Below are 26,291 nucleotides of genomic sequence, written 5' to 3' on the forward strand. Positions count from 1 at the left end.
GCTCCACCGGGAGGAACTGTGAAACCGCGCCTCATCGCGTCTGCCGCACTGGGCGTCGCCGTTCTCCTCGGAGCAACCGGCTGTGCGTTCATCACCCCGCAGGCCACGACCATCGCGTATTCACCCGCTGATGGCGTCAACATCCCCGACTCCGGTCCGCTCAAGGTCCGCAACGTCCTCATCGTGAGCGAGGGCGACGGCGAGGCGGGCAACATGATCGCCGCGATCGTCAACGAGACCGACGACGCCCACACGCTCAACATCGAGCTGGGCGAAGGCGCGGCGGTGGAGAAGGCGACCGTGCGCGTGCCGGCCAACTCGACCCTGAGCCTGGGCAACCCCTCCGACGACACTCCCCCGCTGGAGCTGGAGAACATCGAGGGTCCGGCCGGCTCAACCGTTCCGGTCTACTTCCAGTCGGGCGATTCGGAGGGCGTGCTGTACGAGGTGCCCGTCCTGGACGGCGCCCTGGACTACTACAACGAACTCCTCCCCTGACCACAGGCCGGCCATGTGTGACCGGAGCGCTCAGCCCTCGAAGCGGTAACCCAGTCCGCGCACGGTGACGAGCATGCGCGGGTCGCTGGGATCGGACTCGATCCGCGAGCGGATCCGCTTGACGTGCACGTCCAGCGTCTTGGTGTCGCCGAAATAGTCCGCCCCCCACACCCGGTCGATCAGCTGCCCCCGGGTCAGGACCCGTCCCGCGTTGCGCATGAGCACCTCCAGGAGCTCGAACTCCTTGAGGGGCATGTTGATCTCGGTGCCGTCGACGGCGACCGAGTGGCGGTCGATGTCGAGGGTCACCCGCCCGCCGGTGAGGATGCGGTCATCCAGGGCGGCGTCGTTCTGGGCGTAGCGGCGCAGCACGGCCCGCATGCGCGCGAGCAGCTCACGGGCCGAGTAAGGCTTGGTGACGTAGTCGTCGGCACCGAGTTCGAGCCCCACGACGATGTCGACCTCGGAATCCTTCGCCGTCAGCATGATGATGGGCACGCTCGAGGTGGCGCGCAGCTGCCGGCACACCTCGGTGCCCGGCATCCCGGGCAGCATGAGATCCAGCAGCACGATGTCGGCCCCGCGCTCGCGGAAGGCGGTGAGGGCATGGCTCCCGTCGCCGGCGATCTCCACCTCGTACCCCTCGCGGCGCAGCAGGTAAGCCAGGGGGTCGGCCAGATCCGGCTCGTCCTCGACGATCAGCACACGGCTCATGCGGAACCCCTCTCGATGGGCGTGGGGCGGGTGAGGACACTCCGGCGGCGATCCTTGCGCGCGGGGCTCGGCGGCGGCGGGTCACTCTCGGGCGTCGCAGCCGGGAGGCGGACGGTGAAGGTGGATCCGCGGCCGGGCGCCGACCACAGTCGCACCTCCCCGCCGTGGCGCTGCACGGCGTGCTTGACGATCGACAGGCCCAGCCCCGTGCCGCCGGTGCTGCGCGAGCGTGCCTGGTCGGCGCGGTAGAAGCGCTCGAAGATACGCTGCTGCTCGGCCTCGGGGATGCCGATGCCGCGGTCGGTGACGGCGATCTCCACGACGCCCTCGATCTCCTTCACACCCACGCCCACGCTCGACCCGGCCGGCGAATAGGCGATGGCGTTGGCGATGAGGTTGCCCACCGCCTCGGAGAGCACCTGGGCGTCGCCGCGCACGTGCAGGCCGCGCGTTCCCCCGCGGACGATCGTCACGGAGGCCGAGTCGGCCTGCAGCGCGTGGGACTCCACGGCGCTGGTGACCACCTCGTCGACGGACACGTCGCGCACCTCCCGCAGCTCATCGGAGGCCTGCAGGCGCGACAGGCTCATGATCCGCGCGGTGAGGGCGGCCAACCGGGCAGCCTCCGCCGTCAGCCGGGCGGCGAAGATGCGCACCTGCGCCGGGTCGTCGGCGGCCATCTCGATCGCCTCCGACAGCAGGCTCACCGCCCCGACGGGTGTCTTCAGTTCGTGACTGGTGTTGGCCACGAAATCGCGGCGCATCTCCTCGACACGCTCCTGCTCGGTGATGTCGCGGAGCACCACGAGCGTCAGGCGCGGGGAGATGCTCGTCGCGCGCGCCGACACCAGCCGCGGCTCGGCCGGCGCCGGGCCGCGCCGCAGCCGGAGGTTCCGCACCACCGGGGCACCGGTGTCCCGCGCGGCACGCGCCACATGGCGCAGCTCCTCACCGGGGATCACCTCCCCGACGCGGACGCCGAAGACCTCGACGGGCGCGGAGGCCGCGAGCACGGTCGAGGAGGCGTCAGACACGAACGCCGGATCATCCATCGCCCGCAGCACCAGCGTCACCCCGTCGGGGACGTGCGACGACGTCTCGGCGCGCTGGCGATCCCGCACGCGGAACGCGTAGGCGATGAGGAGGACGACGGAGCCGCCGACGATGACTCCCAGGATGAGAGCCAGCAGCACGAGCTGCGTTCGATCCATGCCACCAGCGTACGGGCGCGCACCCGTTGCGTCAGGCCGTCCCCGCGGCCTGACCGCGGCGCGGGATACTATTCACTCGCACGGCACCGTCCGTTCACCTTCGCCCGGAAGGATCGGCGAGGTGGCAGCACGCGCGTGCCGTGCCGCGAATCAGGAAGGGTACTGCGATGCGCGAAGTGTTCCATCAGTCGCTCGAGGACGTGCAGAATCGTCTGGTCGAGATCGCCGAGCTGGTGACGGTGGCCATCGACGGCGCCACGCGCGCGTTCTCCACGAGCGACGTCACACTGGCCGAAGAGGTCATCGAGGCCGACCGCATCATCGACGAGAAGGCCGTCGCCCTCGACGAGCTGGCCATCGAGATCCTCGCGCGCCAGCAGCCCGTTGCCCGCGACCTGCGCATCGTGGTCACGGCGCTGCGGGTCAGCGCATCACTGGAGCGGATGGGCGACATGGCCGAGCACATCGCCCAGCTCGCCCGCTCGCGCTTCCCTGAGCGGGCCATCCCCAAGGGCCTGAAGGGCACCTTCAAGCGGATGGGCGAGCTCGACGTCTCCGTGGCGCGCAAGCTGACCGAGCTGCTGCGCACGGAGGACCTGCGCCTGGCCGAGGAGATCCGCAACGACGACGACGCCATCGACGAGCTGCACGTCAGCGTTTTCGAGAAGGTCCTCGGCGACAACTGGAAGGGCGAGGCGATGGCGACCGTGGACGCGACGCTCGCCAGCCGCTACCACGAGCGCTTCGCCGACCACGCCGAGTCGGTCGCGAAGAAGGTCGTCTACCTCGCCACCGGCGACTGGAGCGCCGACCCGCAGACGCTCGAGGCCTTCGCCGAGTAATCCCCGGCCGGGGCTCTCAGCCCTTGCCCTGCGCGGCGACGGCGGCGGCGCCGGCGGCTGCGGCTTCGGGGTCCAGGTACTCGCCGGGACCCAGCGGCAGGAGATCCGCCCCCAGCCGGTAGACCAGCGGGATGCCGGTGGGAATGTTCAGCGCGGCGATGTCCTCGTCGCTGATCCCGTCGAGATGCTTCACCAGGCCGCGGAGCGAGTTGCCGTGCGCGGTCACCAGCACGGTCTTGCCTTCACGCAGATCGGGCACGATCTCCGCTTCCCAGTAGGGCAGCATGCGCTCGATCACGAGCTTGAGCGACTCGGTGTCGGGAACCTGGCCGTCGATGCCCGCGTAACGGGGGTCGCCGACCTGGCTGTAGGGGTCGTCGGCGGGCAGGGGCGGCGGCGGCACGTCGAACGAGCGGCGCCACAGCATGAACTGCTCATTGCCGAACTCCTCGAGCGTCTGCGCCTTGTCCTTGCCCTGCAGCGCGCCGTAGTGCCGCTCGTTGAGCCGCCACGAGCGCTTGACCGGGATCCACAGGCGGTCGGCGGTATCCAGCGCGATGTTCGCCGTCTGGATGGCACGGCTGAGCACCGAGGTGTGCAGGATGTCGGGCAGCAACCCCGCCTCGGCGAGCAGCTCGCCGCCGCGCGCGGCCTCCGCCTTACCCTGGTCGGTGAGACGCACGTCCACCCATCCCGTGAACTGGTTGGTCTTGTTCCACTCGCTCTGGCCGTGGCGGAGCAGGATCAAGGTGTAGGGCGCGCTCATGCCGCCATCCTACCGACCGGTTCCGCCGCCATCAGGGGCCTCCCGTGCAGTGCTGGCATCATGGGGTGAGTGCGTGCGTCGGTGGTGGGTCAGATCACGCGCGGCACCACCGGCACCAACCGGCTTCGTCGCGTGGACCGGTGGATCGCCCGTCACCCGGCGCTGCGGGGGGCGGAGGATCCGCTCGTGATCGACCTCGGGTTCGGGGCGAGCGCGGTGACCACGCTCGAGCTGTACGCGCGGCTCGCGCGGACGCGGCCGGACGTCGTGGTGCGCGGACTGGAGATCGATCCCGATCGTGTGGCCCGTGCTCACGAGCAGCTGCACCGCGCGCCGGCCGCCGCGCGTGAGCACGTCTCCTTCGCGCTGGGCGGGTTCGAAGTGCCGACGCCGGCCGGACGCCGGCCCGCGATCATCCGCGCGATGAACGTGCTCCGCCAGTACGACGAGCGCGACGTCGCCCCCGCATGGGCCCGCATGTGCGACCGGCTGACCCCCGGCGGCGTGCTCGTGGAGGGCACGTGCGACGAGATCGGCCGCGTCGCGACGTGGGCCGAGGTGGGAGCGGATGCCGTGCCGCGGAGCCTCACGATCTCCCTGCGCCTGACCGGCCTCGCCTCCCCCGCGATCGCGGCCGAGCGCCTTCCCAAGGCGCTCATCCACCGCAACGTCCCGGGCGAACGCATCCATGCGTTCCTCACCGGCTTGGAGACCGAGTGGAACCGCGCCGCGGCGGTGGCGCCGTTCGGGCCCGTGCATCGCTGGCGCACGGCGCTCGGCGCCCTGTCCGACGCGGGCTGGCCACTGCTGGGGCGTTCGCGCTGGCGGCTGGGCGAGGTCGGCGTCGCGTGGGATGCTGTGGCTCCGGCCTGAGCAGAGGGACGCGTCAGCCGGCGGAGGTGCGTCGCCCCAGGCGCGGCAGGCGGGGGACGGATGCCGTCGCCCCGGCGTCGGCGGGGACCACGACCTGCTGGGCGGCCGACACGGGTCCTTGCGCCGTGTCCACGACGAGGTCGGCGTCCACGGGCGCAGTGCGCTTGACGAGGGCGAGCGCGATCGGCCCCTCCTCGTAGTGCCACGCCGCGGAGGTGATGGCACCGATGACGGTGTCACCGGCCCTGACCGCATCCCCGCGCTCGGGCAGGATGCTGTCGCTGCCGTCCAGCTGCAGCGCCACGACGCGCCGGGGCGGGTGGCCGAGGTTGTGGACCTTCGCGACGGTCTCCTGACCGCGGTAGCAGCCCTTGGACAGGTGCACCGCCGTGCGCAGCCAGTCCAGCTCGTGCGGCAGAACGCGTTCGTCGGCGTCGGCCGCGATGCGCGGGCGCCATGCCGCGATCCGCAGCGCCTCGACGGCGTCCAGCCCGGCCAGGGCGCCGGGCGCGGAAGACTGGATCAGGCGCTCCAGCTCGGCCTGCTCCACCACCGCCTCCGCCCAGTCGCGGTCAGCACCGGGATGCTCCAGCGGCTGCGCGTACGCGTGACCGCCGGGAGCGACCTGCGGCCACGGATCGCGCCAGATGACGGGGACGCCGGTCTCGGCGACGGCGGAAACCCGCTCGAGCGCCGCGGCGGTGCCGCCCACGACAGCGAGGTCGGAGCGGTCTGCGACGACCACGCGGAGGCGGAACCGCATGCGCTGCAACCAGGCCAGGAGCGGTTCGGCGTCGGGCGCGTCCACGAGGAGCCACGTCGTCGCGCCGTCGTCGAGGACCGCGGCGGCGTGCTCGACCCGGCCCTGAGGATCCAGGATGAGCAGCTCGGTGGGCGTGGCCGGCGGAAGATGCGTGAGTGCCTGCGACGACAGCGAATCCAGCCAGCTGAGGCGGTCCTCACCCGAGACGGTGAGCACGCGCCGGTCACCGAGGGGGGCGAGCGCGCTCCCGGAGGCCAGAGCCCGCTGTTCGGCGAACGGGTTGCCGAGGTGGCGGAGGCCGCTCGTGTCGGACACGGCGCCCGCGACGGCGGTGTAATCGGTCATCAGTCGGCCCTGGCCAATCGAGCCGACGCGTGCGAGGCCAGCTCCGACCCGAGGGCGGCGATGTCCCACGCCCACAGCAGGTGGCCATCGACCAGGCCGTACATCCGCGTCGCGGCGGTGTACACCTTGGCTCCGGCGGTGCGCACCACCGCGTCGGTGGCGATGTCGATGCGGGGCCCCCGCACCTGCCCCAGGTACAGCTCGCTGATGCCGTCCGCGTGCACGAGGGAGACTTCGATGTCGAACCCGCCGGCCTCGTTGCGGAGGCGCTCGACGTCGTCGACCGTGCGTGCGGGACTGGTCGTCAGGGCGGGCAGCAGACCGGGCCCGGCGTCACCCTCGGCGGCGGGGCGGCTCAGGCGCCAGTACCCCATCTCGGCGACCAGCGGCGTCGGCTCGCCCTCACCGAGCAGCCACGCGCTGCCGGAGTAGTTCAGGTACGCACCACCGTCGTGGCTGAAGCTCACGCGGTGGCGGAACTCACCCGTGAAGTGCCGGTCAGAGGCGGCGTAGTCCAGCACACCGGTGCCTTCCCACACGCCCACGAGCCACGACAACGGTGCGAGGTCGGCGGGGAGGTCTGTCGGCAGCTCGAACACGAGGCCACCGTCAGCGCTGGCCGCGGTACAGGTTCTTGATGACGACGCCGGACACGAACACGATCGCGAGAGACGCGAGGCCGAGCAAACCCACGAAGAAGAGTTCGAGCGCGACAAGATCCATGGCGGCAGTCTATCCCGGAACGATCGCGGCGAGCCCGAAGCCGGCGCTGATGACGGCCATCACGACCATCGCCCCGAGCACGCTCGCCGCGACGCGGACGAGGAACTCCTGCGATCGTCCGTACCACAGCTGCACCACGAAAGACAGGACGAGGCAGCTCCCCAGCCCGATCGTGAGCCACGCGGCACGCCACTCCTCGGGGACGAAGACGCCGATGCCGATGCCCAGGAGCGCGGCCACCACCCACACCGCCAGCACACCCCACACCGTGCGTCGCGGCGCCAACTCGGGAACGGTCATATTGGTCATTCTCGCGCAGGAGAGGCGCATCCGCACACCGCGGCGCGGGAGCGGTCCCGTCTCGCCCCTAAGATATGGGTGGATGCGGCCCGCCGCATTGGGGGAGGTCCCGGTTGGCACAGCTTCTCGTTCTCAGTTCCGCGCATGGCGGCGGCCCTGTCCTGCCCTCCCTCGAACTGCTCAGCCATCGCGTCCGCCAGATCCCGGCCGAGCCCGCACAACTGGTCAACGCCCCCAGTGCCGACGTCATCTTCGTCGATGCACGCGCCGATCTGGTGGGAGCGAAGTCGCTGTGCAAGATCCTCAACACCACCGGCATCGACGCGCCTCTCGTGCTGGTCGTCACCGAGGGCGGACTCACTGCGGTGTCCCCCGACTGGGGCGTGGATGATGTCATCCTCGTCGGCGCCGGACCCGCCGAGGTGGATGCCCGCGTACGCCTGGCGATCGGGCGGATGTCCAAGGAGCAGGTGTCCACCCGCATCCAGACCTCCGGCATCACGATCGACGAGTCCTCCTACTCCGCCAAGGTGCACGGCAAGCCGCTGGATCTGACGTACAAGGAGTTCCAGCTCCTGCACTTCTTCGCCACGCACCCCTCGCGCGTCTTCACCCGCGAGCAGCTCCTCAGCGAAGTGTGGGGCTACGACTACTTCGGCGGCACGCGCACCGTCGACGTGCATGTCCGGCGCCTGCGGGCAAAGCTCGGCGATCTCGAGCAGCTCATCGGCACGGTGCGCAACGTGGGGTACCGCTTCAACGTCTACGAGGACGATCAGCTGCCGGCCCCGGCCCCCTCGGCCTGACCCGCTCGCGCGAGCAGCACGTTCGAAACGCCTCGCGCCGCAGCATCCCCCGCCTGCAATGATGAAGGGATGATCGAACACGATGTGCTCGACGCCGGTCTGGGCGATGCGGACGACGACGACTTCGATGAGGCGGTCGAAGCCGTCGACGCCCAGCTGCCCGAGAACCGCTATCTCGATCGCGAGCTGAGCTGGCTCGCGTTCAATCGCCGCGTGCTGGAACTCGCCGAAGACCCGGCGCAGCCGACGCTGGAGCGGGCCAACTTCCTGGCCATCTTCGCCAGCAACCTCGACGAGTTCTTCATGGTGCGCGTGGCCGGTCTCCAGCGGCGCATCGTCACGGGCCTGGCCCTGCCCACCAACGTCGGCCGCGCACCGCTGGATGTGCTCGCAGACATCTCCGCCGAGGCGCACCGCCTGCAGCTGCGCCACGCGGCCGCGTGGACCGAGCAGGTGCGTCCGGCCCTGGCCGAATCGGGCATCGAGGTCGTCTCGTGGGAGGAACTCGACGACGCCGAGCGCGAGCGCCTCTCCGAGTACTTCCAGGCCCAGGTCTTCCCTGTGCTCATGCCCCTCGCCGTGGACCCGGCCCACCCCTTCCCGTACATCTCCGGCCTGTCGCTGAACCTCGCCATCCGCGTGCGCAACGCCCGCTCTGGGCGTCAGGAGTTCGCACGCCTGAAGGTGCCGCCCATGCTCCCCCGGCTCGTGCAGATCCCCAGCGCCCGCGGCACCGCACGGTACCTGCCGCTGGAGGGGCTCATCGCGAACCACCTGGGCGACCTCTTCCCCGGGATGGAGGTGCTCGACCACCACGCGTTCCGCCTCACCCGCAACGAAGACGTGACGATCGAAGAGGACGAGACCGAGAACCTCATCCAGGCGCTGGAGGCCGAGCTCCTGCGCCGCCGTTTCGGTCCGCCCATCCGGCTCGAGATCACCGACGACATGGACGACGTCACGCTCGATCTGCTCCTGAGCGAGCTCGACATCACCGAGCAGGAGGTCTACCGCCTCCCCGGGCCGCTGGATCTGCGGGGCCTGTTCGACCTGTCCCGCATCGACCGACCCGACCTGCGGTACCCCCCGCACGTGCCCAAGACGGCGGTGGCCTTCCAGCCGCCCGAGCACAACCGCCGCGCCGACGTCTTCGCGGCCATCCGCAGGGCCGACGTGCTCGTGCACCACCCGTACGAGTCCTTCGCCACGAGCGTGCAGGCCTTCCTCGAGCAGGCCGCGAAAGACCCGCACGTCCTCGCCATCAAGCAGACGCTGTATCGCACCTCCGGCGACAGCCCCATCGTGCAGGCGCTCATCGACGCCGCCGAATCCGGCAAGCAGGTGCTCGCGCTGGTCGAGGTCAAGGCCCGCTTCGACGAGGCCGCCAACATCGTCTGGGCACGCAAGCTGGAGAAGGCCGGCGTGCACGTGGTGTACGGCCTGGTGGGGCTGAAGACCCACTGCAAGCTCGCCCTGGTCATCCGCGAGGAAGACGGCGTGCTGCGCCACTACAGCCACGTCGGCACCGGAAACTACAACCCCAAGACCAGCCGCATCTACGAAGACCTCGGGCTGTTCACGGTCGACAACGAGGTGGGGCGCGACCTCACCCGCCTGTTCAACGAACTGAGCGGCTACGCGATCGAGAAGAAGTTCAAGCGGCTCCTGGTCGCACCCCTCCACCTGCGCAAAGGCCTCATCCGCCTCATCGACAAAGAACGGCGCCACGCGCTCGCAGGCAAGCGCGCCGGCATCCGCATCAAGGTCAACTCGATGGTCGACGAGCAGATCATCGACGCGCTGTACCGAGCGAGCCAGGCCGGCGTTCCCGTCGAGGTGTGGGTGCGCGGGATCTGCTCGCTCAAGCCCGGGGTCCCCGGTCTCAGCGAGAACATCACGGTGCGCTCGATCCTGGGCCGCTACCTCGAGCACTCCCGCATCTTCGCCTTCGACAACGGCGGCGACCCGCAGGTCTACATCGGCAGCGCCGACATGATGCACCGCAACCTCGACCGCCGGGTGGAAGCGCTCGTGCGCGTGAGCGCGGCGGGACAGATCGCCGAACTGACGACGCTGTTCGACCTCGCGATGAGCCCCGGCACGACTTCGTGGCATCTCGGCCCCGACGGCGAGTGGACCCGCCACAGCACCACCGACAGCGGCAAAGCGCTCGTGGATCTGCAGGAGAAGACGATGGCCACGGTGCAGCGGCGCCGCCGCGCCCGAGCGGTGCGATGACCGAACCCGCCGTCTACGCCGCCGGCGGCGTGGTGTGGCGGCTGGTCGAGGGAAAGCCCCATGTCCTGCTGGTCCACCGCACCAAATACCGCGACATCACGCTGCCCAAGGGGAAGGTCGACCCCGGCGAGATGCTCGCTGAAGCCGCCGTGCGCGAAGTGCATGAGGAAACGGGCATCCGCGTGAGCCTGGGCGTGCCGATCGGCGTCTCGCACTATCGCCTGCCGAACTCGCGGGAGAAGATCGTGCACTACTGGGCCGCGGAGGCCACCGACGCCGCCGTGCGCACATCGACCTTCGTGCCGAACAAGGAGATCGCCGCCCTCGAGTGGGTGAGCGTGAAGAAGGCCCGCACGCGCCTCAGCTATCCCGTCGACGTGGAGATCGTGGACGGCTTCCAGGCACTCGTGGACCAGGGCGTCACGCACACCTTCCCGCTCGTCGCGCTGCGCCACGGGAAGGCGAAGCCCAGAAGCTCGTGGACCGGCCCCGACGCCGCACGCCCCCTGACGGGCCGGGGACGGCGCCAGGCCGACGCCCTCGTCGGACCGCTGCGGGCCTTCGGCGTGCGCAAGATCATCTCCAGTCCCGCCGAGCGCTGCGTGCAGACCGTCGCCCCCCTGGCGGCGGCCCTCGACCGCCGCATCGAGCAGACGCCGCTGATCAGCCAGGACGCATGGGAGGAGGGCACCGCCGACGTCCGCCGCGTCGTCGGAGAGCGCGTGCGCTCCCGCCGTCCCGCGGTGCTGTGCAGTCACCGTCCACTGCTGCCCGACATCCTCAGCGAACTGGCGCTGGCCACCGGCACGCTGGCCGGATCGTACCTGGGCAGCGCATCGTCACTGGAGACGGGGGGTTTCTCGGTCGCGCATCTCTCCGCCGACCATCCCGGCTCCGGGATCGTGGCGATCGAGACTCACGAGCCGAGCGTCTGACGCCGCCGCGCATCCTCCGGGCGCACCAGCGGCGGGACACCGGTGTCACGCGCAGCCGGAACCGTGGACACGACAGGCCCCGACTCCGTCATCGCCGCGCGCACGCGCTGCTGAGTGCCCTCGGCGCGCGCGAGCTCCCGCGCGACCTGCGCCCGCAGCGCGTCATGCGTGGCCTCGCGCAGCTCGGCGGCGGCCTTCTCGGCGGCCCGCCGCATCCGATTTGGGTGCTCCACGGCGTCGCCGGCGGTCTGTGCCAGCGCGGCCGCCTGGGCCGCCCGCTTGCGCAGGGCGCGGGCGGGCTTGTCATCGATCCGCTTGGCGGTCTTGCGTGCAGCGCGCACCGCCTCCGCGACATCCTCGAGGGCGGCGAGCGCACGCGCCTCGGCGGGGGGTCGCTTCACCATGGCACCACTGTAAAAGGCGCCGGAGGACAATGTCGCACCCGGCGACGGCGCGTGCGCCGGCCGTGGCCCGTTCACCTGCCGTTCACCTGCACTGCGGAGTCTGGTAAGGCAGCGTGTCTACCGTCGAGGCGAGCCCGAGCCCGGGTCTCGTTTCTGAAGCCGAAGGATCCGCATAGTGAAGATCACTCGTTTCGCCCGGCTGGGCGCCGTCGCCGCCGCAGCGGCTCTCGCCCTCACCGGGTGCGCCGTCAACGAAGGGGGCGGGAGCACCGCTCCTGCCGGCGACGACGGACTGTCGGGCACCCTGGTCGGTGGCGGCGCGTCGTCGCAGGAGGTCGCGGTCCAGACCTGGACGTCCGGCCTGCAGGGCGACAACCCCGACCTCACGATCGACTACGACCCCGCCGGCTCGGGCACCGGCCGTGAGTCGTTCCAGGCCGGCGCATTCCAGTTCGCCGGCTCCGACCGTCCGTTCACCGTCGAGGAGATCGAGGCGGGCCCATTCGACGCGTGCGTGGAGGGTTCGGACATCGTCGAGCTGCCCACCTACATCTCCCCCATCGCGGTCGTGTTCAACCTCGAGGGCATCGAGACACTCAACCTCGACGCGCCGACGCTGGCGGGCATGTTCGCCGGCACCATCACGACGTGGAACGACCCGGCCATCGCGGCTCTGAACGAAGGGGTCACGCTGCCGGCCGCCGCCATCACCCCGGTGCACCGCTCCGACGACTCCGGGACCACTGAGAACTTCACGGATTACCTCTTCCAGGCCGCCCCGGATGTGTGGACCAGCGAGCCCGACGGAGTCTGGCCGCTGTCCGGAGGCGAGGCCGCTCAGGGCACGTCGGGCGTCATCTCGGCGGTCGAGGGCGGACAGGGCACGATCGGCTATGCCGACGCGTCGCGCGCAGGAGATCTCGGCACCGTCGCGATCCAGGTGGGCGAGGAGTTCGTCCCCTACTCCCCCGAAGCCGCCGCCGCCGTCGTCGACGCCTCCCCGGAGGAGGAGGGCCGCGCGCCCACCGACATCGCGATCGCCCTGGATCGCACGACCACCGCTGCCGGCGTGTACCCCATCGTTCTGGTGAGCTACATGATCGGCTGCGCCGACTACCAGGACGACGCCACCGCCGCGCTCGTGAAGGCGCTGTTCGAGTACGTCGCCAGCCCGGAGGGGCAGGATGCGGCGGCTGAGGCGGCCGGCAGCGCGCCGATCTCCGACGCCCTGCGCGAGCAGGTGAGCAGCGCCATCGACGCCATCCAGTAGACCGCCGACGGGCCCGGCCCGGCTGCGGCCGGACCGGGCCTTCGTGCGGATCCCGACTCCTTCCCACAGAATCGACTTCATGACCACCACACCCGAGGTCACCCGCACCGGGGCCCCGAAGGGAACCGTGCGCCGTGGCGATCGCTGGTTCTCGGGCACGGCGCTGTTCGCCGGCTCGATGATCCTGGTCACCCTCGCCGCCGTCGCCATCTTCCTCATCGTCCAGTCGCTGCCCGCGTTGTTCGCCACCGACGCGGACGCGTCGATCCTGCCGTCCAACTTCTGGGCCTACGTCGGCCCGCTGGTGTTCGGCACGGTGTGGGCCGCCACGCTGGCCCTCATCATGGCCGTCCCGCTCTCGCTCGGTGTCGCTCTCTTCATCTCGCACTATGCCCCGCGCCGCCTCGCGCAGGCGCTCGGATACGTCGTGGATCTGCTCGCCGCCGTCCCCTCCGTGGTGTTCGGGCTGTGGGGCATCGGCGTACTGGCCCCTACCGTGCAGCCCATCTACACGTGGCTGGTCGACAACGCCGGCTGGTTCCCGCTGTTCGCGGGGCCGGTCTCCAGCACGGGGCGCACGGTCTTCACCGCCGCCGTCGTGCTGGCGGTCATGGTCACCCCGATCATCACCGCGATCTGCCGGGAGATCTTCCTGCAGACACCCAAGCTCCACGAGGAGGCGGCCCTGGCGCTGGGCTCGACCCGCTGGGAGATGATCCGGATGGCGGTGTTCCCCTTCGCCCGCAGCGGCATCGTCTCGGCGGCCATGCTCGGGCTGGGTCGCGCCCTGGGCGAGACGATGGCCGTGGCGATGGTGCTGTCGGTCTCCGGAGGCATCAGCTTCAAGCTCTTCACGCCCGACAACCCCAACACCATCGCCGCCAACATCGCGCTCAGCTTCCCCGAGGCGTACGGCCTCAACATCAACGTGCTCATCGCGACCGGGCTCATCCTGTTCGTGGTGACGTTCGGGGTGAACGCGCTCGCGCGCTACATCGTGAGCCGGCGCAAAGAATTCTCGGGGGCGAACTGACATGACCGCGACACTGACTCCCCCGACCGCCGCCGCCGTCACCGCGAGCCCACGCCTGACCAGCGGCCACCTGCCGCGTTGGGGGCCGTGGGCGCTGCTGGCCGGATCGCTCGCCGCATCCGCCGCCGTCTTCGGCGTGACCGCGATCTCGTCGGAAAGCGCCTTCAACATCGGCGGATGGGCCGTGCTCGGCGCCATCGTCTACCTGGCGCTGATCTTCACGATCTCCGCCATCGTCGAGGGCACGAGGAAGGCCGTCGACCGGCTCGTCACCGGGGTGGTCACGGTGGCGTTCGTGATCGCGATGGTGCCGCTGGTCTCCGTGGCGTTCACCGTCATCAGCCAGGGTGCCCCGCACTGGAACGGCGAGTTCTTCACGTGGTCGATGCGCAACGTCGTGGGCGAGGGCGGTGGCGCGGTGCACGCCATCGTCGGAACCGTGCTGATCACCCTCGCGGCGGCGGTCATCTCCATCCCGATCGGCCTGTTCACCGCGATCTACCTCATCGAGTACGGGCAGGACAATCGGCTCGCCCGCGGCATCACGTTCCTCGTCGACGTCATGACCGGCATCCCCTCGATCGTCGCCGGGCTGTTCGCGTACGCGCTGTTCGCCCTCTTCCTCGGCCCCGGGGTGCGCCTGGGCATCATCGGCTCGGTGGCGCTGGCCGTGCTCATGATCCCGGTGGTCGTGCGTTCGACGGAGGAGATGCTGCGCCTCGTTCCCAACGAGCTGCGCGAGGCTGCCTACGCCCTGGGCGTGCCGAAGTGGCTCACGATCGCCAAGGTCGTGCTGCCGACGGCGATCGCGGGCATCACCACCGGCATCATGCTGTCGATCTCCCGCGTCATCGGCGAGACCGCGCCGCTGCTGATCACCGCCGGTTTCACGTCCTCGGTGAACTACGACCTCTTCGACGGCCGCATGCAGACCCTGCCCGTGTTCACGTACACGCAGTACATGAACCAGGGCATACCCGCAGAGGCATACATCGGCCGCGCCTGGGCGGCGGCCCTCACCCTCATCGTCATCGTCATGGTGCTGAACCTCGTCGCACGCACGATCGCGCGAGTGTTCGCCCCCAAGACCGGCCGCTGACCCGGCCGCTCACACCCGAAAGAAGACCCGTGTCCAAGAGCATCGACGTCCACGACCTCAACGTCTACTACGGCGACTTCCTCGCTGTGGAGGGCGTGACCCTCCAGATCGAGCCGCGCAGCGTCACGGCCTTCATCGGCCCGTCCGGCTGCGGCAAGTCCACGTTCCTGCGCACGCTCAACCGCATGCACGAAGTCATCCCGGGTGCCCGCGTCGAGGGCGAGGTGCTCCTGGACGGCGACGACCTGTACGGCCCTGGCGTCGACCCCGTGCTCGTGCGCCGCCAGGTCGGGATGGTGTTCCAGCGGCCCAACCCCTTCCCCACGATGTCGATCCGCGAGAACGTGCTGGCCGGGGTCAAGCTCAACAACCGCCGGATCTCCAAGTCCGACGCCGATGACCTCGTGGAGAAGTCGCTGCGAGGGGCGAACCTCTGGAACGAGGTCAAGGACCGCCTCGACAAGCCGGGCTCGAGCCTGTCGGGCGGCCAGCAGCAGCGTCTGTGCATCGCGCGGGCCATCGCCGTGTCGCCGCAGGTCATCCTCATGGACGAGCCGTGCTCGGCGCTGGACCCGATCTCCACGTACGCCATCGAGGAGCTCATCGCCGAACTGAAGAGCGACTACACGGTCGTCATCGTCACGCACAACATGCAGCAGGCCTCCCGGGTGTCGGACAAGACGGCGTTCTTCAACATCGCCGGCACCGGCAAGCCGGGCAAGCTCATCGAGTACGACGACACCGCCACCATCTTCACGACCCCGTCCGTGCAGGCGACGGAGGACTACGTCTCCGGCCGCTTCGGCTGAGCGCGCGGGTCGCGCTTCGCGGGGCCCGCGCCGCCCGCCGCCTCCTTCCGCCGCCCGCCCGCGCCCTCCCGGCCGCCCGCCGCCCGCCGCCCGCACAACGGCGGAGATCATCCGCGACTCCCCGCCCGACCCGGCTCGCGCCCGGCGTGTCCGCGCTCAGCCCCGCCGTTGTGCCACGCACGCCCCTGCCGTCCGCTCGGGCCGCCACCGAGCGCGCATGTCGCGAGCAAGGGATGTGGCGGCCGCTTCGCGTCGCACTCGAGCCGCGCCGCGCGCACAACGGCGGAAATCATCCGCGACACCCCGTCCGACCAGACTCGCGCCCGGCGTGTCGGCGCACAGCCCCGCGGTTGTGCCGCGCGGAGGCTCCTCCCCAGGGGCGAGAACCGCCGGTTTCTGCACAATGGAAGCCGGCGCCGACTGCCCGCGGGCCAGAGCCCGGACCATCGAGGGGTGTGTGAACCTGCCGACGCCTTCGCTTCGTATCGGATGCTGCGAGACGGGGGTCTCTCCCGGACGCAGCTGGATGCGCAGCTGCGTGCCGGGGTGCTCGAGCGCGTCCGACGCGGCGTCTATGCGGCCACGTCGTACGTGTGCAGTGCGGCGCGCGCATCCGTCGCCCACGGCGGCGTCCCTGCGTGCGTGACGGCGGCCGAGCACCTGGGGTTATGGGTGCTCGAGCCCGACAGCGCGGTCCACGTGTGGCTCACCGGCGACGGCCACCGCTACCAGCACGACGGCTGCACCTGCATCGAGCACTGGGACGACGGCGCGCGCACCGACGCGTTCGGGCTGCCGTCGGTGCCCCGCATCCTCCGCCAGGTGCTGACCTGTCGCGGTGTGGAGGAGTTCTTCGTCGTTCTGGAATCGGCGCTCCGGATGGGGCTGATCGATGCGAGCGGCGTGGCCTGGCTGCGTCGCCATACCAACGACGCCGCGCGCGAGGCCATCGACCTCGCCCGGGCGGACGCTGACAGCGGACTCGAGTCGCTCGTGCGCTGGCGGCTCCGGAAGCACCGGCTCACGGTGCGCACGCAGGTGGGGATTCCCGGGGTGGGTCGGGTCGATCTCCTCATCGGCGACCGCCTCATCCTCGAGACGGATGGGAGGGTCAACCACGCCGGGGCCGACCTGCGCCACAAAGATCTGGTGCGTGACGCGCACGCGGCGATGTGGGGCTACGTCACGCTGCGGTTCGACTACGCGCTCGTGGTGCACGACTGGGACCTCGTGGAGCGCGCCATCCTCGCCCACGTCGGAGCCGGCAGGCATCTCTGATCCGCGGCATTTGCGACCCGCGGCATCCGCGTGCGCATGCCTCACGCCGCGCACAACGGCGGAGATCGTCCCGGCCACGCCGGGCCTGAGTGCGGCGCGCCGGGGTGTCGCACAGATTCCCCGCCGTTGTGCACGCGGGAGGACGGGACCGGGGGCGGGAGCGGCGGGGTCAGTCGCGCGGAGACAGCAGGTAGCGGTTGAGGGATGCGGTGAACTCGGCGTCGATCGGAAGGCCGCGGTCATCGATCGCCGAGATCGGAGCGGCCAGGCGCACGCTGGAGACCAGCCACGCGGCATCCGCCTCGGTCAAGGCCGCGACCGGGAGCTCCTCGTAGGCCGTGGCGAAGCCGCGCTCAGCGAGGTGGTCGAACAGGCTCACCTGCGTCGTGCCGTGGAGGATGCCCGAGCCGGGCTCGGGCGTGACGAAACGATCGCCGAATCGCAGCAGCACGGAGGATGTGGGGCCCTCAAGCACGAATCCATCGCTCGTGACGAACACGGCGTCGTCCGCGCCACGGCGCTTGGCCTCGCGGATCGCCGCCATGTTCACCGCGTACGACAGCGTCTTCGCACCCAGCAGGAGCCACGGCGCGCGGGCCGGGGCACCGCTGTCCATGCCACGGTCCAGGGTCACGACGCGGATGCCGCGCTCCCGCGCGCGCGTATTGTCGGGCGCCGGCGCGAGGGTCACCCACGCGGTCGGGGTCGGTCCGTGCTCCACGCCGCGGCTGAGGATGAGCTTGATGACGCTCTCCCCAGGCTCCGCCGCATCCGCCACCTGCGCGATGGCCTGCCGCCACTGCTCGAGGTGCGGGGCCGGGAGGTCGCACAGTCGGGCGGAGTGCGCGAGCCGTTCGAGGTGGGCGTTCATCTCCTGCGGGTGGCCGTCCACGACGCCGATGGACTCGAAGATGCCGTCACCGCGCTGGGTCGACAGCTCGCCGACGCTCAGCGCGGGGGCGGCCGGATCGATCTCGGTCAAGGTGTCGGCGAAGTCGGTGCGCGCATCATCCGCCGCGGCCGGGTCGATCACGAGTGCGTAGCGCCATGCCATGACCTGAGCCTACGGCGCGGGACTATCCCTCGCGCTGACGCGTTAGACTCTCATAGCCGGGCCGCAGTAACCCCGGGCTCCATCTTTTGCCGCCGAGAGCGGCCTCGCGCCGAGAGGCGTTCTGCGGCCCGGCACTTTTTTTGCCCGGCGCTGATCGCCGAGCCAAGGTATCCACGCCGACACCGAGGGCGCTGCCCCAGGTCTCGCCCCGAATCCCCTGTTTCGCGGTGGGCAGGCGGGTGGGCAGGCGGGGGGCCGGCGGCGGATGCGTCAGGCCAGCGATTCGCTCCGCCACAGCGCCGCGCACGTCGACAGGTCGCCGGCGTACGTGGAGAGCCGCAGCGCGCGCGTGGTCAGCGCCGACGCCCGGTCGGACTCGGTCTGCTCGTAGTCGTCGGCGAGATGCGTCGCGCCCGATGCCTGCACGCGGCAGAACGCAGCCGCCCGGTCCAGCGCGACGGCGAAGTCGCCGTCGAACACTCCGCGCAGGATCGCGTCGATGAGCGCGACGAGCTCCTCCGGGCTGGCCGGTGTCGGCGCACCCGCCACGACGGGGTCTGCCGACGCGATCTCGGCACGGCCGCGTTCGTACAGGAGGGCGGCGGTCTGCGCATCGTCGTGGATCATCAGCTGCAACAGGTACAGCCGCCACAGGGCGCCCGGCAGTGTGCGGGCCGGCGAGCGCGACCACAGCTCGGCGATGTCGTCGATGCCGTTCTCATCCGTGAACGAGACCAGCCTCTCGACCACGTCGGCCGAGGGATCGTCGCGCACCCGTGAGACCAGGGCCTGCGCGGTGCTGTGCGCCACCCGCGACACCTCGGCGGGGTCGTCTGCGGCGAAGAGCCGGTCGAACAGCTCGGCGGGGCGGCGCACCGGCTTGTGGAAGTCCCGGGGCGAATCAGTCATCGATCCAGGCTACCCGCGCCTCCGCGGAGGTAGCCCGCCGTGCGGGGGCGTCGGGGCCAGTAGGCTGGATGTCGAGGGCCTCTAGCTCAGTCGGTAGAGCATCGGACTTTTAATCCGCGGGTCGTGGGTTCGAGCCCCACGGGGCCCACCGTCTTTGTGTCGCCGCGATCCCTTGTCCCGACTGGGATCGCGGATTCGGGAACCTAGCCAAAATGGCCGCGTGACAACAATTTGACAACACCCGCGGAGCTTTCTCCGCCGGCCATGGGGCGCAGTTGACTGTCTACAAGGCTCGCGTCATGTCTGAAGTTGCCGACGTATCGGGGACTTCAGCCCCTCGACCGCTCGCGGGCGCGGCGATGGGAGCCGTGCTCGACGTCGGATGAGAGCCGTCCCGAAACCATCTCTCCGCGTCCCCGCGGGTCGTTGTGAACGTTTTCCACCACTCGGGAAGCATCGTCCTCCGCCACTATCCGCGGATGCTTGTGCGTTCCGAGCAGGCAGCAACGGCGGGGTTCTGGTGGGTGTCGATCAGTTGACCGAGTTCCTCCAAGACCGTGGCGAAGTCGAGAGCACCCGTTCTTGCTATCGCCACCTCGAATGCGGGGTCCCGCCCGAACGTGACCACTCGCTGAAGGCCGTCCTCCTCGGGGAACGCGAGCCAGTCCGTTCCCCCGAGATAGAAGCAGGGCAGCTCGGAAGGCCCAGGAACAGGAACGCCACACCTGAGAATGATCGATACCGGCGACCCCCAGGCGCCAGTAGCCTGCGCGTCCGTCCATCTCCGCGACTCGCCGGCGACGTTCGGTTGTAGCTTCAACTGGGCGATAACCCGGGCACACTCAGGGTTGTTGGCGTCTTCAGCGGGTTCCAGACTGACCGTGCTCGAACAAGCCGATGCGAACACCGCCAGAAGGGCGCATACCGCTATCGACCCAAGCAAGCGACGTGCGAGCGACATGCGGCGGGTCACCCTTTCCACACTACGGAGCGCACAAAGAAGGCGTGGCGCCGGGATGAAGCGCTGACAAGGCTGGGCTCACGGCGGGGAGTTGTCGATCAACGCATCCTCCGTCTCAGCGTCCACATCGATTCGCCCTCCCCGCTCCGGGCCGCGGTCGACGGCCAGCGCGCGGCGGGCGGTGTGCCACCACCCGAGCGCGACCGCCGGCGCCGCTGACAACGCGACAAGAACCGTACTGGGCGAGATAAACCCAGTAGCGCCGAGCCACTGAGGCTGCAACCACACGGCCAGACAGGTCGTGACAGCCCCGACGCCGAGACCAAAGGCGGAGAACGCCACAAGATGCCAGATGATCCGACTCTGTCGACGCATGAGCATCCCGATCGCGTAAGCAACCGGCGCACCGACGACCAGCGCTCCGAGCGACCACGGGACGGTCACCCAAAGCCCGATCCATCCCGTGAACGCCAGCGGAAGAAGCAAAGCCAACTGGTGCAGGACCAGGAACCACACCCACGCCGCTATCGCCCCGCGAAAGAACTCGGCCCCGGTGAAACGCATCGGCTCGCCACGGGTTCGAGGGGAAGCGACGTTCGGTTTCGGGTCAGAGTTTCGGACCATCAGGCCGTTGACGTACGCCGTTCGCCGATGATCGCGCCCACAGTCCGCTGGTCGCGTGCCTCCCGCACGTGCGTCTCTAGGACGTCGAATCCTTCTGCCGTCAGCATTCGCTGCAACTCCTGAGTCGGCCATCGATACGCGCGCGCGACCGCGTGATCAAAGGGTTCGATGGAGTGACCGCTGAAAAAGCCGAGCACGAGTTGGCCGCCAGGACGGAGCACCCGCGCGAACTCAGCGATCGGTATCGCAATCGCGTCGGGCTCGTGATGGATCGTGGAGAACCAGGAGAGGACGCCGCCGAGCGACCCATCGGCTTCGTCGATGGCGTCGATGCTTTGTAGGTCGAACGGGATGCCGGGGTATGACGACCGGGCGTGATCGATGAAGGAAGGCACGAGGTCGATGCCGCGCGCGTCGAGCCCGAGTTGCGTCAAGTAGTGTGTCCAGTGTCCGGGACCGCACCCGGCGTCGAGGACACCCCCGGTCACGCGCTCAGCCCAAGTATCGATGATCTGCCGGTCTGACGGATGCACTGCTGACATTTGAGCCGAGCAGGTCGGTGTATTCGTCAGCGCGCCCCGAGTAGGCGGCGGTCGTGGTCGTCATTTATCGAGGGTATCGACGGGCGCAGCGTTGTAGATTTCCGCAATCGCTCGAAACTGATGGGTTCTGGCGACTGACCGCTCATCGACCTGGGGCCGCCGCAGACGGAGCTGGAATGCCCTTTCGGTCGGGACCTACGGCTGGCTCTGCTCTAGTTCTGCACAGGTAGGCTGCGCATGACCGGCAGAGCGGGTACGTGCGCTGATTCAGCAACGGTCCTCATCCTCGGACTCGTCATGCAATCGCTCACGCATCGCGACGCTTGAGCGTCACGATCGCCACGCTGAACAGCACGACGACCCAGACCACGAGGCCGAGAGCCCCCTGCCACGGTTCGAGGACCCAGAGACCCTCGGCTCGGTTGAGCGGTGAGCCCGGTGCAACGAACTCGGCGTAACCCGGGTGGCTGGTGAGGGCTCGGCCCAGGTTGAACGGGAGCAGCGCTACGAGGTTGTGCAACCAGACCTGCGACGCGGCACCACCGGCCACAAGGCCGAGCCCGAGCGGTACGACGAACACGAGTCCGAGTGCCGTGGCGATGCCGCTCGCGATGTTGCGCAGGAACGCGCCGATCGCGAAGGCCATGAGCCCGACCATCACGAGGTAGCCGACGCTGCCGATCATGGCACGCCAGTAGTGCGGGTCGTCGAGGCGGATGTCGATGCCGTTCCCGGCGAGCAGCGGGATGGAGATCGGGATCGTGACGGCCACCGCCATTGCACCGATAAGGAAGGTGACGACGGCGAACACCAACGCTTTGGCAAGCAACGCGGGAACCCGACGCGGTACAGCCGTGAGGGTGGACCTGATCATCCCGCTGCTGTATTCGCCGGCAATCACCAGCACGCCCAACACGCCCACGATAAGAACGTTGATATCGGTGCTGAGATTGATGACATTCACGCCGGCGTACTGCTGGCCTGTCTGTGCGACCTCTCCGTCGAACCAGGCGAAACTCGTCGAGGAGGACATCTGAGCTCCCACACCGACGGTGATCGCGACGATGGCGGCGTAAATCCACCAGGTCGATCGGATGCTGCGGAGCTTGATCCACTCGGAGTGGATGATCCCTCCGATGCTGAGGTTCTGCCCTGTGGCCGCGAAGACCGGAGTGGTGGTCGCGCTCATCGGGTGCCCTCCGAAGGGGTCTGGGGGGTCGTGTACTCGACCTCATCGCGAGTGAGTTCCATGTACGCCTCTTCGAGAGACCTCGTCACGGGCGTGAGCTCGTAGACGATGACGCCCGCTCCGGCCGCGATCTCCGCGATGCGCGCCGCGGCGACCCGGGTGACCGAGAGGAGGTCCGTCTCGGCGCTGGTGACGCCGGCGCCCTGCGCGGCGAGCAGCGCGCCGAGACGGTCGGCATCGCTCGCACGCACCAGCACGGAGTCGCTCGACGCCTTCGCGAGGATCTCGCTGACGGGTGCATCAGCGAGCACCCTTCCGCGCCCGAGCACGATCAGATGCTCCGCGGTCTGCGCCATCTCGCTCATCAGGTGCGACGAGAGCAAGACCGTCCTCCCTTCCGTGGCGAGGGTGCGGGCGAGTCGGCGCACCCAAATGACGCCCTCGGGGTCGAGCCCGTTGACCGGTTCGTCGAGGATAAGCGTGGCGGGGTCGCCGAGCAGTGCGGTGGCGAGCCCGAGGCGCTGTCCCATTCCGAGCGAGAAGCCGCGTACGCGCTTCCGCGCCACCGAGTCGAGACCGGCGAGGCGGATGACCTCGTCGACGCGCTTCGTTCCGATGCGGTGCGTCGCCGCCATGGCGAGCAGATGGTCGCGGGCGGTGCGCCCTGGGTGCACGGCCCGCGCGTCGAGGAGCACTCCCACCTCGTGCAGCGGCGACCGGTGGTCTTCGTAGGGCCGCCCGTTGATCGTTACCGTGCCGGAGGTGGGGCGATCGAGCCCGACGATCATGCGCATCGTCGTCGACTTGCCCGCCCCGTTCGGGCCGAGGAAACCGGTTACTCGTCCCGGAGCGACCAAGAAGTCGATGCCGTCGACGGCGGTCTTCGATCCGTAGCGTTTGGTCAGGGACTGAGCGTGAATCACAAGATTCCATTCTCTGCGGTGCCGCAGGTCGTAATGCCGAGCGAGAAGCTAGCTCAGCTAGTGGAAACCATGTGGTGGGGACAGAGTCAAGAGGGACACCCCCGTGCTGATCGCGACTTCGTCCAATACGTTCCGGCTTCATCGTGGCAAGCGTCACGTGAATATTGGTCAGACTCGCAACTAATTTGCGGTCTCAGCAAACCATCGCCAGAGCAACCCTCGCGCGCCCAGCCAATAACGATGGGTTCTGGAACAGCCACGGCTGGCTGCGTCGGCGGGGCGACGCACCGTGCCGAAACATCGGTCCGAAACTCACTGTGCCGACCCCCGCTGCGCACGGTTTCGCGACGGGTCGTTGGCGGACGACTAACTCGAGAGACGATGCAGGACCCAAGACCGTCTTCGCGAGCGAGGACCCCGGAGCAATCTCCTCGCGCGACTCTCTAAGCGTCGCCTCGCAGGAGATCGACGACACCTGAGGCGCCCGCTGCTTCATCCCAGGCCGCCGAGACAGCGTCGAGGTCGTCGTCGAACAGGTCGGCGTAGGTATCGAGGGTCATGGCGGCGGAGGCATGGCCCAGCATCCGCTGCACGGCCTTCACGTTGGCGCCCGCCGAGATCGCGAGGGACGCGGCCGTATGACGCAAATCGTGCGGCGTCACCCGCGGGAACGGACGCGGCGACTCCTCCCCCGCATCCACAGCAGCCTCGATGGCGGCGGCCGACTTCTCCTGCGCGCGGCAGACCGCGCTGTTGAACCATCCCGTGGTCGCCTTCGGCCGGCGTACGTGGATCCGTCCTTCACCGAAGACGAGGGCCTCCCGCCCCTTGCCGGCGACCAGGCGCTGCATGGTCTCGGCGAAGAAAGCGGGGTACGGGACCTGACGCTTCTCATGGGTCTTCGGCGTGCCGATCTCGATGAAGCTACCGACCTCGACCGCGTTCTCCTCGACACTCACGCGGCGACGCTTGAGGTCGATGTGCTTCACCCGCAGCCCGGTCGCCTCACCCCAGCGCAGACCGGTATAGGCGAGGAAGACGATGAGTTCGGGGCGAGCGGCCCCGGCGGCGAGTTGGGCGACCTGTTCATGGCTGAGGTAGGCGCGGGGCTTCGACTTCTTGCGCGGGAGCTTGACTCCGCGAGCGGGGTTGGCGGAGATCCGGCGGTCTCTTACAGCCACCTCGAGGATGCCGGAGAGGATCTCGTGGACGCGACGCACCGAGGTTGCGCTGTGGGTGGTCGAGAGCCCGGCGATCCACATCTGGATCTCGGAGTGGCGGATCCCGCCCACCGCCCGGGCGCCCCACTTGGGACGGACGTGAATGCGCCACGCAGATTCGACCGTACGGAAGGTCGACGGCTTGAGATCCGCCCGACGTGATGCCACCCAATCCTCACCCAGGTCGCCGACGAGGATGCGGGCGTCGGACGGATCGACGAACGTCCCGCGGTTCTTCGAGATCTCGACCTCGGCGAGTCGGATCTCGGCGTCGAACTTCGTGCGGAACCCGCGCAGCGTGGCCTGGCTCCCGTCAGGCTTGCGATAGCTGATCCGGTAGACCCGCTTCCCGGATGCTGCCGTGTAGGAGTGGATGCTGCCCATACTGGCTCCCGTGGTCTCTGCATCGGTGCGCGGCGGTACGCCGTGTTGCGCATGATGCATCCTGCGCCGAACTCCGGCAACCGTGGCGGGCTGCTTCGGGCCTGTGGATAGGAGCGACGGCTCCGGCTCTATTGATCCGCCTCTGCGGAGGAGTTCGGCCCCGGTCGCGCGCGCATGCGTCGCTTCAGTTCCTCGACGTCGTATCCAGCTGCAGCCTCGATCGCCCACGTCGCGATCTGCGCGTCGGTGATGGGCACGCCGTGGATGGTCTGCCTGTCGCTCATGAGTCAGAGCCGCTCGGACCAATAGTTGGGTTTGCGTCGCTCGTGCGCGTACGCCAGGACGATCACCTCGTCCTCGATGACGACGTATTTGATGTCGTACCGGAAGCCTGCAACGCTTCGCGACCGCACCGGCGGCACGCGAGGGCGCCCACGATGAAGCCCCCAGCTGTCGGGCGATTCGAGGATGCTGTTGATCGCTGCCTCGACGGCATCGGCGAAGCGCTCACCCCACCCTTCGCGCTGGTCCTCGAGGAAGAGGATTGCTTCGCGGAGTTCCGCGTGGGCAGCTTCGTGCTCACGCCACCGGTAGGTCACCGAACGCGCGCTGCCAGTTCGTCCCGGATCGCAGCCAGACCTTCGCGACCATCGACGAGAACGGCTTCTCCTCGCTTGAACTCGTCCAGTCGACGATCGATCTCGTCTTCCCACGCGGCGTCGATCTCGGGCTGGCGCTCATCCGTGTCTTGGTCGACGCTGAGTTGCAAGGCGCGGGCAGCCTCAAGGCGTTCGGCGGGCGTCAGTGCGTAGCCCGCTTCGATGTATTCGTTGAGGTCCAGCGCCATGCACCGAGTGTACGACCGAGGACCGACGGCGACCACGGCAGGTATCCGTCTAACGGGAGCGAGTCGCACAACCGTCGCTGACGTCATCGCCGCTCGGAGCATTGTCGAGGCTCGGCTCGTCGAGGCCGTGCGGCATCGCCCGCTACAGCCCCTGGTCCCGCCTCGACGTGCCAATGCGGTGTCCTGGGAACTTCACCGGGCGCGTTTGCTCAGTGCTTGGCGACTGACGCCGCTGCGAAGAGCGATGAGGTTCCAAGACGTGTCGAGAAGGCGCAGGTCGTCGATCAGCTGATCGCGTTCACGGAGGATGTCGCTCTCCTCGGAATGAAGCCGTTCGAGCCTGGTCGACAGTTCGCCCAGTCGCTGCAGACCTGAGGTCGTGCTGCCGTCGAGACGTTTCGAGGCGGCCTGTCGGGCAGCGAGAACGGCCCGCTCGGCGGCAGCCCTCTCATTCCGCTCGCGCTGACGAGCGTGCGCCTTGGCCCTGCCGTCCTCGCTCCGCCGCTTCGATTTGGCCATGCAACATGGTTTACACACGAGGCCAGCCAACGCGCAAGATCTGTAGCACCCACAGGAAGTGCCTGCGTGCATCGTTGTTTCGTCAATTCCCCCGCACGCTGGGTTGTGGTTCCTATCCGCGACCGCCGTTCTGTGCCGACACTCAATCCGCGCTGTCTTCGGCCGTGCGTGAGAGGCGGCCGCATCGGGCATCGACCGGGGCGGGTCTTGCG

General features: G+C 69.2%; 30 protein-coding genes and 1 tRNA gene. 12 read left to right on the forward strand and 19 right to left on the reverse strand.

The genetic code is table 11. From position 1 onward, the window contains the following. Positions 1 to 18 precede the first annotated feature (18 nt). Positions 19 to 498: a DNA modification methylase gene (locus F6J85_RS12595; protein ID WP_150917642.1), complete on the forward strand. Its 480-nt coding sequence runs from the start codon at positions 19 to 21 to the stop codon at positions 496 to 498. Positions 499 to 528: 30 nt separating this feature from the next. On the opposite strand, the gene F6J85_RS12600 is transcribed toward F6J85_RS12595, so the two are convergent. Both F6J85_RS12600 and F6J85_RS12605 read right to left on the reverse strand, forming a co-directional pair. Further along, positions 529 to 1,212 (reverse strand): response regulator transcription factor, encoded by a 684-nt coding sequence (locus tag F6J85_RS12600; RefSeq protein WP_150925447.1) that lies wholly within the window; start codon positions 1,210 to 1,212, stop codon positions 529 to 531. Further along, positions 1,209 to 2,423 (reverse strand): sensor histidine kinase, encoded by a 1,215-nt coding sequence (locus F6J85_RS12605; protein WP_150925449.1) that lies wholly within the window; start codon positions 2,421 to 2,423, stop codon positions 1,209 to 1,211. Before F6J85_RS12605 ends, F6J85_RS12600 begins: the two co-directional genes overlap by 4 nt. Positions 2,424 to 2,590: 167 nt before the next feature. Here F6J85_RS12605 and phoU point away from each other — a divergent pair, with 167 nt between their 5' ends. Then, positions 2,591 to 3,265, forward strand: coding sequence for a phosphate signaling complex protein PhoU (gene phoU, locus F6J85_RS12610; protein ID WP_150925450.1), 675 nt, complete (start codon positions 2,591 to 2,593; stop codon positions 3,263 to 3,265). 16 nt (positions 3,266 to 3,281) lie between these two features. On the opposite strand, the gene F6J85_RS12615 is transcribed toward phoU, so the two are convergent. Next, a complete protein-coding gene (locus tag F6J85_RS12615) occupies positions 3,282 to 4,031 on the reverse strand; it encodes a phosphoglyceromutase (RefSeq protein ID WP_150925452.1) in 750 nt (249 codons plus the stop codon). A 69-nt stretch (positions 4,032 to 4,100) separates the two neighbouring features. Between F6J85_RS12615 and F6J85_RS12620 the strand changes: the two genes are divergently transcribed. Beyond that, positions 4,101 to 4,904, forward strand: a complete 804-nt coding sequence (locus F6J85_RS12620) for a class I SAM-dependent methyltransferase (protein ID WP_150925454.1) — start codon at positions 4,101 to 4,103, stop codon at positions 4,902 to 4,904. Positions 4,905 to 4,917: 13 nt separating this feature from the next. Here F6J85_RS12620 and ygfZ read toward each other — a convergent pair whose 3' ends face one another. The 3 genes from ygfZ to F6J85_RS12635 all read right to left on the reverse strand — a co-directional run bounded on the left by ygfZ (position 4,918) and on the right by F6J85_RS12635 (position 7,035). Then, entirely contained in the window at positions 4,918 to 6,012 is a 1,095-nt protein-coding gene (gene ygfZ, locus F6J85_RS12625) for a CAF17-like 4Fe-4S cluster assembly/insertion protein YgfZ (protein ID WP_150925456.1), read from the reverse strand. After that, the gene (locus F6J85_RS12630; protein ID WP_150917670.1) at positions 6,012 to 6,611 is read right to left on the reverse strand and encodes a heme-binding beta-barrel domain-containing protein; all 600 of its coding nucleotides are present in this window, start codon (positions 6,609 to 6,611) and stop codon (positions 6,012 to 6,014) included. The genes ygfZ and F6J85_RS12630 overlap by 1 nt, the downstream gene beginning before the upstream one ends. A 133-nt stretch (positions 6,612 to 6,744) precedes the next feature. Further along, the gene (locus F6J85_RS12635) at positions 6,745 to 7,035 is read right to left on the reverse strand and encodes a hypothetical protein (protein WP_150917673.1); all 291 of its coding nucleotides are present in this window, start codon (positions 7,033 to 7,035) and stop codon (positions 6,745 to 6,747) included. Between the two features lie 113 nt (positions 7,036 to 7,148). Here F6J85_RS12635 and F6J85_RS12640 point away from each other — a divergent pair, with 113 nt between their 5' ends. The 3 genes from F6J85_RS12640 (at position 7,149) to F6J85_RS12650 (ending at position 11,014) form a co-directional block, all read left to right on the forward strand. Then, the gene (locus tag F6J85_RS12640; RefSeq protein ID WP_150917677.1) at positions 7,149 to 7,841 is read left to right on the forward strand and encodes a winged helix-turn-helix transcriptional regulator; all 693 of its coding nucleotides are present in this window, start codon (positions 7,149 to 7,151) and stop codon (positions 7,839 to 7,841) included. Positions 7,842 to 7,910: 69 nt separating this feature from the next. Beyond that, a complete protein-coding gene (locus F6J85_RS12645) occupies positions 7,911 to 10,079 on the forward strand; it encodes an RNA degradosome polyphosphate kinase (RefSeq protein WP_150925458.1) in 2,169 nt (722 codons plus the stop codon). Continuing rightward, a complete protein-coding gene (locus F6J85_RS12650; protein WP_150925460.1) occupies positions 10,076 to 11,014 on the forward strand; it encodes an NUDIX hydrolase in 939 nt (312 codons plus the stop codon). The genes F6J85_RS12645 and F6J85_RS12650 overlap by 4 nt, the downstream gene beginning before the upstream one ends. Here F6J85_RS12650 and F6J85_RS12655 read toward each other — a convergent pair. Further along, positions 10,996 to 11,418, reverse strand: a complete 423-nt coding sequence (locus F6J85_RS12655) for a hypothetical protein (protein WP_150925462.1) — start codon at positions 11,416 to 11,418, stop codon at positions 10,996 to 10,998. The genes F6J85_RS12650 and F6J85_RS12655 overlap by 19 nt on opposite strands. A gap of 175 nt (positions 11,419 to 11,593) precedes the next feature. Here F6J85_RS12655 and F6J85_RS12660 point away from each other — a divergent pair, with 175 nt between their 5' ends. The 5 genes from F6J85_RS12660 to F6J85_RS12680 all read left to right on the forward strand — a co-directional run bounded on the left by F6J85_RS12660 (position 11,594) and on the right by F6J85_RS12680 (position 16,907). After that, positions 11,594 to 12,688, forward strand: coding sequence for a phosphate ABC transporter substrate-binding protein PstS (locus F6J85_RS12660; protein ID WP_150925464.1), 1,095 nt, complete (start codon positions 11,594 to 11,596; stop codon positions 12,686 to 12,688). Positions 12,689 to 12,767: 79 nt separating this feature from the next. Beyond that, complete coding sequence (gene pstC / locus F6J85_RS12665; protein WP_150925466.1) at positions 12,768 to 13,721, forward strand: phosphate ABC transporter permease subunit PstC; 954 nt, start codon at positions 12,768 to 12,770, stop codon at positions 13,719 to 13,721. Between the two features lies 1 nt (position 13,722). Further along, positions 13,723 to 14,820 carry a phosphate ABC transporter permease PstA gene (gene pstA, locus F6J85_RS12670; RefSeq protein ID WP_150925468.1) on the forward strand — a complete coding sequence of 366 codons (1,098 nt, stop codon included), beginning with the start codon at positions 13,723 to 13,725 and terminating at the stop codon, positions 14,818 to 14,820. A 29-nt stretch (positions 14,821 to 14,849) separates the two neighbouring features. Further along, a complete protein-coding gene (gene pstB / locus F6J85_RS12675) occupies positions 14,850 to 15,629 on the forward strand; it encodes a phosphate ABC transporter ATP-binding protein PstB (RefSeq protein WP_150917697.1) in 780 nt (259 codons plus the stop codon). A 453-nt stretch (positions 15,630 to 16,082) separates the two neighbouring features. After that, on the forward strand, positions 16,083 to 16,907 hold the full coding sequence (locus F6J85_RS12680) for a type IV toxin-antitoxin system AbiEi family antitoxin domain-containing protein (protein WP_238706954.1): 825 nt from the start codon (positions 16,083 to 16,085) through the stop codon (positions 16,905 to 16,907). A 169-nt stretch (positions 16,908 to 17,076) separates the two neighbouring features. Here the strand turns inward: F6J85_RS12680 and F6J85_RS12685 are convergent, their stop codons facing one another. Together F6J85_RS12685 and F6J85_RS12690 are read right to left on the reverse strand one after the other, a co-directional pair. Next, positions 17,077 to 17,961: an aminodeoxychorismate lyase gene (locus tag F6J85_RS12685; protein ID WP_150925470.1), complete on the reverse strand. Its 885-nt coding sequence runs from the start codon at positions 17,959 to 17,961 to the stop codon at positions 17,077 to 17,079. Between the two features lie 270 nt (positions 17,962 to 18,231). After that, positions 18,232 to 18,870 (reverse strand): DNA-directed RNA polymerase subunit beta, encoded by a 639-nt coding sequence (locus F6J85_RS12690; RefSeq protein ID WP_150925472.1) that lies wholly within the window; start codon positions 18,868 to 18,870, stop codon positions 18,232 to 18,234. Between the two features lie 75 nt (positions 18,871 to 18,945). On the opposite strand from F6J85_RS12690, the gene F6J85_RS12695 reads away from it, so the two are divergent. After that, a tRNA-Lys gene (locus tag F6J85_RS12695) sits at positions 18,946 to 19,018 on the forward strand. A gap of 321 nt (positions 19,019 to 19,339) precedes the next feature. Here F6J85_RS12695 and F6J85_RS18305 read toward each other — a convergent pair. The 10 genes from F6J85_RS18305 to F6J85_RS12740 form a co-directional block, all read right to left on the reverse strand. Next, entirely contained in the window at positions 19,340 to 19,831 is a 492-nt protein-coding gene (locus tag F6J85_RS18305) for a DUF3515 family protein (RefSeq protein WP_420846147.1), read from the reverse strand. A gap of 78 nt (positions 19,832 to 19,909) precedes the next feature. Further along, positions 19,910 to 20,395, reverse strand: a complete 486-nt coding sequence (locus tag F6J85_RS12705; protein WP_150925476.1) for a hypothetical protein — start codon at positions 20,393 to 20,395, stop codon at positions 19,910 to 19,912. Between the two features lie 59 nt (positions 20,396 to 20,454). Then, on the reverse strand, positions 20,455 to 20,889 hold the full coding sequence (locus tag F6J85_RS12710; protein WP_238706955.1) for a class I SAM-dependent methyltransferase: 435 nt from the start codon (positions 20,887 to 20,889) through the stop codon (positions 20,455 to 20,457). A gap of 415 nt (positions 20,890 to 21,304) precedes the next feature. After that, entirely contained in the window at positions 21,305 to 22,186 is an 882-nt protein-coding gene (locus tag F6J85_RS12715; RefSeq protein WP_150925478.1) for an ABC transporter permease subunit, read from the reverse strand. Continuing rightward, positions 22,183 to 23,109 carry an ABC transporter ATP-binding protein gene (locus tag F6J85_RS12720; RefSeq protein ID WP_150925480.1) on the reverse strand — a complete coding sequence of 309 codons (927 nt, stop codon included), beginning with the start codon at positions 23,107 to 23,109 and terminating at the stop codon, positions 22,183 to 22,185. Before F6J85_RS12720 ends, F6J85_RS12715 begins: the two co-directional genes overlap by 4 nt. A gap of 443 nt (positions 23,110 to 23,552) precedes the next feature. Then, complete coding sequence (locus F6J85_RS12725; RefSeq protein ID WP_150925482.1) at positions 23,553 to 24,713, reverse strand: tyrosine-type recombinase/integrase; 1,161 nt, start codon at positions 24,711 to 24,713, stop codon at positions 23,553 to 23,555. 128 nt (positions 24,714 to 24,841) lie between these two features. Next, the gene (locus F6J85_RS17725) at positions 24,842 to 24,997 is read right to left on the reverse strand and encodes a hypothetical protein (protein ID WP_191906599.1); all 156 of its coding nucleotides are present in this window, start codon (positions 24,995 to 24,997) and stop codon (positions 24,842 to 24,844) included. Positions 24,998 to 25,000: 3 nt separating this feature from the next. Beyond that, entirely contained in the window at positions 25,001 to 25,312 is a 312-nt protein-coding gene (locus F6J85_RS12730) for a type II toxin-antitoxin system RelE/ParE family toxin (RefSeq protein ID WP_150925484.1), read from the reverse strand. Next, a complete protein-coding gene (locus tag F6J85_RS12735) occupies positions 25,309 to 25,560 on the reverse strand; it encodes an addiction module protein (protein WP_191906600.1) in 252 nt (83 codons plus the stop codon). The genes F6J85_RS12730 and F6J85_RS12735 overlap by 4 nt, the downstream gene beginning before the upstream one ends. A gap of 192 nt (positions 25,561 to 25,752) precedes the next feature. After that, a complete protein-coding gene (locus F6J85_RS12740; protein WP_150925488.1) occupies positions 25,753 to 26,079 on the reverse strand; it encodes a hypothetical protein in 327 nt (108 codons plus the stop codon). Positions 26,080 to 26,291: the final 212 nt, after the last annotated feature.

The organism is Microbacterium lushaniae (assembly GCF_008727775.1).
GTDB lineage: Bacteria > Actinomycetota > Actinomycetes > Actinomycetales > Microbacteriaceae > Microbacterium > Microbacterium lushaniae.